The organism is Zhongshania sp., from assembly GCF_041623545.1.
Lineage (GTDB): Bacteria > Pseudomonadota > Gammaproteobacteria > Pseudomonadales > Spongiibacteraceae > Spongiibacter.
In genome coordinates this window covers 1-5,601 of record NZ_JBFJWS010000209.1, presented here as the reverse complement: position 1 = coordinate 5,601, position 5,601 = coordinate 1, and the positions used below count along the sequence as shown (strand labels likewise).

The 5,601-nt window shown below is 46.9% G+C and carries 5 protein-coding genes; 3 read left to right on the top strand and 2 right to left on the bottom strand.

The annotated features are described in order from the left end of the window. The first annotated feature begins 408 nt into the window (after window positions 1-408). On the top strand, window positions 409-1,938 hold the full coding sequence (locus ABYT30_RS14635) for a carboxylesterase/lipase family protein (RefSeq protein WP_373097271.1): 1,530 nt from the start codon (window positions 409-411) through the stop codon (window positions 1,936-1,938). A 153-nt stretch (window positions 1,939-2,091) separates the two neighbouring features. On the opposite strand, the gene ABYT30_RS14630 is transcribed toward ABYT30_RS14635, so the two are convergent. After that, window positions 2,092-2,487 (bottom strand): MAPEG family protein, encoded by a 396-nt coding sequence (locus ABYT30_RS14630; protein ID WP_373078824.1) that lies wholly within the window; start codon window positions 2,485-2,487, stop codon window positions 2,092-2,094. A 43-nt stretch (window positions 2,488-2,530) separates the two neighbouring features. After that, window positions 2,531-3,970: a DASS family sodium-coupled anion symporter gene (locus tag ABYT30_RS14625; protein WP_373097269.1), complete on the bottom strand. Its 1,440-nt coding sequence runs from the start codon at window positions 3,968-3,970 to the stop codon at window positions 2,531-2,533. 423 nt (window positions 3,971-4,393) lie between these two features. Between ABYT30_RS14625 and ABYT30_RS14620 the strand changes: the two genes are divergently transcribed. Together ABYT30_RS14620 and ABYT30_RS14615 are read left to right on the top strand one after the other, a co-directional pair. Then, entirely contained in the window at window positions 4,394-4,990 is a 597-nt protein-coding gene (locus ABYT30_RS14620; RefSeq protein WP_373097268.1) for a pentapeptide repeat-containing protein, read from the top strand. Window positions 4,991-5,067: 77 nt separating this feature from the next. Further along, window positions 5,068-5,562 carry an RNA methyltransferase gene (locus ABYT30_RS14615; RefSeq protein ID WP_373078831.1) on the top strand — a complete coding sequence of 165 codons (495 nt, stop codon included), beginning with the start codon at window positions 5,068-5,070 and terminating at the stop codon, window positions 5,560-5,562. Window positions 5,563-5,601 lie beyond the last annotated feature (39 nt).

Below are 5,601 nucleotides of genomic sequence, written 5' to 3'. Positions count from 1 at the left end.
GTGAATCAGCTCCAACGCCTGGGATTTCATAATCTATCCTCGCTAATTGCACTGTAACTGTCCCGTAAATGACAGCCCTTTACGTCGTGTGCAGGTAAATTGGTGAACATGATCACCGCTGGGTAATGTATCCGCTACTTAATGAATTGCAAAACCGACGGCAACACTAAAACGCTATTCTTATATTCGTGTGCCATTACCGCGCCATTAGGTCCAATACACTATAAAAATGGCAAGGCAGTGATAACTTGTAAAACGATAAATCAGCCACAAATGTTGAGAGCAGTATACCGAAAAGCGTGGCAAGCAATACATGATCAACCATCGGTAATTTTTAGCCACAGTCATTACTCTACAGAGGACATTATGACTTTCTTTACGTATATCCAGGCCACCAAGCGAACCATAATGACACTGTTAAGCTTATTTATGATGTCGGCTGTCGCTAACGAGGAAAGCCCGTCCAGCCCACAGCCAAATAACGTCATCGCGATTGAACAAGGCTTAGTAAGCGGTATTGCCTATAGTGGTGTAAATGCCTTTTTAGGGATTCCTTACGCCCAGGCGCCGATCGCGGAGCTGCGCTGGCGCGCTCCCCAGGACCCCGAACCATGGAGTGGCCTGCGCCAAGCAAATGCCTTTGGTGACGCGTGCGCCCAGTTCGGCAACTTTTACACCAGTAATGACGCCGCAAGCTTTGATCGCCCCTACGGCAGCGAAGACTGCCTACACCTAAACGTGTGGGCGCCAAAGCAATCAACAATGCCGCGTCCGGTTATTGTGTTTATTCACGGCGGCAGCGGAATACACGGCGCAACTCTGCTGCCGCTTTACAACGGCCAACGATTAGCCAAAGAACTTAATGCGGTGTTTGTTAGCATAAATTATCGTCTCGGCTTTTTCGGAAACCTTAGTCTTTCCGCACTGCAAACCGGCGATCCCGCTGACGATTCCGGAAATTTCGCCCTATTAGATCAAATCAAAGCACTGGCATGGGTTCAAAAGAACATATCGAACTTTGGCGGCGACGCGAGCAACGTAACTGTTATGGGCCACTCTGCTGGCTGCACGAGTATTTGGTCGTTGATGCGTTCACCTCTGGCAAGTGGCAAATTTCATAAGTCGATTTGTCTATCTGGTCTACCGCAAGAAAGTAGCAAAGAAGAATTAGCGGAAACGAATGACAAATTACTCACTAACTTGCTCCTCGCCGATGGCATCATTGCAGCGAAGGACGATCTGCAAAATTACCTTGATACAACCAGCGCAGAAGAACTCAAACGCTATCTATACAGTAAATCGGCGGTTGAGATTAGCAGCGCCTCCCAAGGTACTGGCGGTATTGGCATTGCCGTAGATGGCCACGTGATTACCGTGGGCAAATCAGGACCATTAGTAAATGCAGTTCCGAGCCTCATTGGTACAACCCAAAATGAAGCACCACTGCTTTTACTGAAAAAGTTTAGCAAAAAAAATTACGGCGCTATTTGGGAGATGATTCATACCGACAAGCCCTTGCAACAAACTGATTTCTTTAACGGCCGAAGTGATCTTTGGAAATTTAAGGTAAGCGCATGGGTCACAAATAGAATGCTTTTGAGTATGGTCCAAGATGCTGTGCCACTCCTCACCCAGCAATCGGTTCCAGTTTACCAATACACGTTTAATTGGCAAAAAACGCCCGAGCCATGGCGCGCTCTATTTGGTGCCTACCATGGTATAGATGTGCCCTTTATCTTTGGAAACTTTGGGCTAGGAACGCAAAACTTTACTCACTTCTCCTGGGGTGCCAGCGAGGAAGTAGAAAGAGAAAGTATACACACAGAGTTAAGCAAAGCGTTTCACGGCTTTATTGAATCCGCAGATCCCAATAAATACACTGCCAATGCGGAGTGGCCACTTTGGAATGCAACTAAGCAGGTAAAAATAATTCAATAGCGATTAACATTCCGTTGGCAATGTCCAAGCTTAGGGTTTTGCCAGTTGAAGTACTGCTATACCTTGGAAGGGAAAAGGGAGATACCAAAGGCGAGTGATGCTTTCGAGCCTCGGCACGCCTTCTATTTTCCGTTTCCCATCAAGTGTTAAGCATTAATTCGCCGCCAACTGTAATACCGCAACACACAATGCCAAGCCAAAAATATATGTACCTCCCGCACCGATCTGGCGGATAGGGTTCGGCCGTGACATAGTTCTGGGGAAGATTAACCCCGCTACCAATATAAAGCGGCATAGGGTCACCAGAATAATCGACCACAGCACCCAAGCGGCCATTTGCGACTGGCTCAAAATATACATAAGCACCATCAGTACCGGTGCAAACTCAATGGTATTGGCATGAGCGCGGATATACTTGTGCAGGGTATCCTTTGGGTCCGTGGGGCAGCCTGAGCCCTGCTTTTGCTTTATTCGATTCACGGTTACCGCAATGCCCATCACAATACATAGTGCGCCCAACAGGCCGATACACATCAGTGCAATATTCATTTTTTGTTCTCCAAATAAAATAGCGCTTTAAACCTTAAGGGGTTTAGCTGGCGATAAAAATTGCTAGTACCAAGTAGTAAGCCAAAACACTGACCAAGCCTATACCAAATAGATTCAATAAGAATCCGGCATGCATCATGTCTTTAATACGGATTTCGCCGCTGCCAAACACGACGGCGTTGGGTGGCGTAGCCACCGGCATCATAAAGGCACAAGAGGCGGCAATGGCCGCGGGAATCACAAACAGCAGCGGCGATACTGACTGCGCTACCGCTAGCGCGCCAAGCAGAGGTAAGAACGTGGCCGTGGTGGCTGTATTGCTGGTGATCTCGGTTAAAAAAATAATTACCGTTACAATCACCAAGACCACCGCGAACAAGGGCCAAGCGTTTAATAGCGAGAAGTTTTGCGCCAACCACTCCGCCAAGCCAGAATCTTTGATCATGGTCGCCAGCGCCAAGCCGCCACCAAATAACAGCAGCACGCCCCAAGGTAATTTTTCAGCACTCTCCCAGTCAAGCAATGCCTGGGAGTCTGGGCCACCGGAGCGCACTGTAAACAACAACACCCCCGCTGCCATCGCGATCACCGTGTCGCTAATGCCCGGCACATAATCATTTAGTAATGGCCGGAAAATCCACGCTGCCGCCGTACCGACAAAAATCAGCAAGACCCGCGTCTCGGCGCCGCTAAGTGACCCCAGCTTCTGCAATTCGGCGCGCAGCAAATCACGACTGCCTGCAGTTTCTAGTCCCGCAAAGCCCTTGCGGCACAGCCACCACCAGCAAAACAACAGCATACCCGCCGCCACCGGCAAACCGATTAACATCCACTGGCCAAAGCCAATGCTAATATCATGATTCTCTTTTAAATACGCCGCCAACATCGCATTAGGCGGCGTGCCGATTAAGGTCGCAATGCCGCCAATACTGGCGCTATAAGCAATGGCCAACAATAGCGCCACGGCAAAGCGGCGACGCTCACCGGTATTACCCTCGGGTAGAAAGCTGATCACCGACAAACCAATAGGCAGCATCATTATACTCGTCGCGGTATTACTCACCCACATACTCAAAAACGCCGTAGCGATCATAAACCCCGCAATCTGACGCTTGGCCTGCTGGCCCACCGCCAACAAAATATTCAGGGCGATACGGCGGTGCAAAGCCCAGCGCTGCATGGCCAAACCCAATAAAAAACCACCCAAAAACAGAAAGATAATGCCGTTGGCATAGGCGTCGGCCAGATCTCCAACCTTGGCAACACCCAATACTGGCACTAAAATGAGCGGTAATAAGGCCGTCGCCGGAATAGGCACCGCCTCGGTCGCCCACCATATCGCCATCCACATAGCTGCACCAAACGCCAACCACGCTTCATGCCCCATACCGGCGGGTGCAGGTATTAACAGGGTTACAATCAGTACCGCTGGTCCGATAATTAGCGCTAGCGTCGAAGACTTTGTCGTTTTTACAGTATTCATTAGAACTCTTATCCCGTTCAGCGACGATGTTTCTATCTCAGAGGATTTTCGCAAGTCAGCAGTATAGACCAGAAGTTAACAACACTTAGACCACCGAGAAATTTAATGGCGCATAGGAATCTACGGCGGGCGCTCATAGCTAACGACAGCCTCTCCCGAAAAGACGCTTTCTATGTGGCAGCAATTGAATTATTGTAAGCCGCTGATTTAACGGATATTTAATCAAATATAAGTAGCGATCCTTATTACGAGAATTGTTTTCATCAACCGAGTCACTGCACACTTTAGACCTGCTATTTATTTGGAATAATAAGCAGCCAATAGGCCTAATTACTTGCCGGCGAAACTGACTTTCCCAAAAGTGAGATATCGTCAATATGCGGAGACATTATCAAATTTCCTCTTACGAAACGGAGAATGCCGGTGAACTTAGAAGATAAAAATGAGTATTGGTCAGAAAAAATTAATGGCTTAGATTTTTCTGGCATAGAAATTTCTTCAAACGAGTTCGATGGCTGCACCTTTGAAAAATGTAACTTTAGTGAAACAACATTTAAGCGATGTAACTTTGTCGACTGTGAATTTATTGGCTGCAACTTAAGCAATGTGAAAATGGAGTACAGTAAGTTCGCTGATGTTTGTTTTCGGGACTCAAAGCTCATCGGCATTAATTGGACTAAGGTTTCGTGGCCACGATTAATGTTTAGTTCGCCAATTAAGTTTTATAAATCAATACTCAATGACTCTTCATTTTATGGGCTTTCTCTACATGATTTAGTCTTGGAAGATTGTAAGGCGCATAATATTGACTTCCGAGACGGCGACTTTAGTAATTCCAATTTCACCTATACTGATCTAACCGGCTGCGTCTTCGCTAATACGAACTTATCTGGCGTCGATTTCTCGGAGGCGACAGACTATGACATTGACATCTACCGCAACACTATCAAAAAAGCTAAGTTCACTCGCTTCGAGGCTGTTAGACTTCTTGATAGCCTTGAGATTGAGCTAGTAGATTAACTAAATCGTTTATAACGACCCATTTTGCTAGCGTCCTGTACCTATCAAAATTAATTTAATATCAATGTGCAATATTTATGAAAAAAAGCTACGCCTGCATTGGCCTCTTCAACCCTAAATCGCCAGAGAATATCGGCTCTGTAATGCGTGCCGCTGGTTGTTATGGCGTCAATTCGGTATTTTATACTGGCACTCGCTATGACCACGCCAAGCCTTTCTACACTGACACCCAAAAAATTTATAAGGCAATACCCCTCATTGGCGTTAAAGAACTACAAGAGGTTATTCCCTTGGGCTGTGTGCCTGTGGCTGTAGAATTGATTGACGGTGCCAAGCCGCTCACCAGCTACAAACACCCCGCCCAGGCTTTCTATATTTTTGGCCCGGAGGACGGCACCCTTAAGAAGGAAATTACCGAGTTTTGCGAAGACGTTGTCTACATACCAACAGAAGGCTGCATGAACTTAGCAGCCACGGTAAATGTAGTGCTCTATGACCGGCTGGCCAAAGGTGATAATTTCTCCCACCATCAAGGTGTATTAACAAGTAAACATAGACACACGAAAAAATAGATTAAGACCTCAAATATTTTATTATGATGCTAAGTTAGC

What these genes read in the sequence shown, in the direction of transcription:
- ABYT30_RS14635 (WP_373097271.1), top strand. Translation starts at nt 409, where the DNA reads ATGACACTGTTAAGCTTATTTATGATGTCGGCTGTCGCTAACGAGGAA.
- ABYT30_RS14630 (WP_373078824.1), bottom strand. Translation starts at nt 2,487, where the DNA reads ATGAATATTGCACTGATGTGTATCGGCCTGTTGGGCGCACTATGTATT.
- ABYT30_RS14625 (WP_373097269.1), bottom strand. Translation starts at nt 3,970, where the DNA reads ATGAATACTGTAAAAACGACAAAGTCTTCGACGCTAGCGCTAATTATC.
- ABYT30_RS14615 (WP_373078831.1), top strand. Translation starts at nt 5,068, where the DNA reads ATGAAAAAAAGCTACGCCTGCATTGGCCTCTTCAACCCTAAATCGCCA.